Source organism: Pseudoalteromonas sp. 20-MNA-CIBAN-0454 (assembly GCF_040308685.1).
GTDB classification, from domain to species: Bacteria; Pseudomonadota; Gammaproteobacteria; order Enterobacterales; family Alteromonadaceae; genus Pseudoalteromonas; species Pseudoalteromonas nigrifaciens.
In genome coordinates, this window is record NZ_JBEOOB010000275.1 from 1 (window position 1) to 214 (window position 214).

The following is a 214-nucleotide window of genomic DNA, read 5'->3' on the forward strand; positions in this document are numbered from 1 at the left end:
AAGCTGAGTGGTACGGTCGAACTGTAGTTAAGATTGATAAGTGGTATCCAAGCTCTAAACGCTGTAATTGCTGCGGTCAGGTTGTCGATTCCTTGCCGTTACATATCCGTAAATGGTCGTGTCCTCAATGCTCTAGCGAGCTAGACCGCGACATAAATGCGGCACTGAATATTAAAGCTGTCGGGCAGACAGTGTTAGCCTGTGGAGCGTAAGT

1 protein-coding gene is annotated in these 214 nt (G+C 47.7%); it reads left to right on the plus strand.

Annotated elements, in window-relative coordinates:
- Positions 1-212: zinc ribbon domain-containing protein (locus AAEZ22_RS18725; RefSeq protein ID WP_352298610.1), on the plus strand; the 212-nt coding region annotated here is incomplete at its 5' end.
- Positions 213-214: the final 2 nt, after the last annotated feature.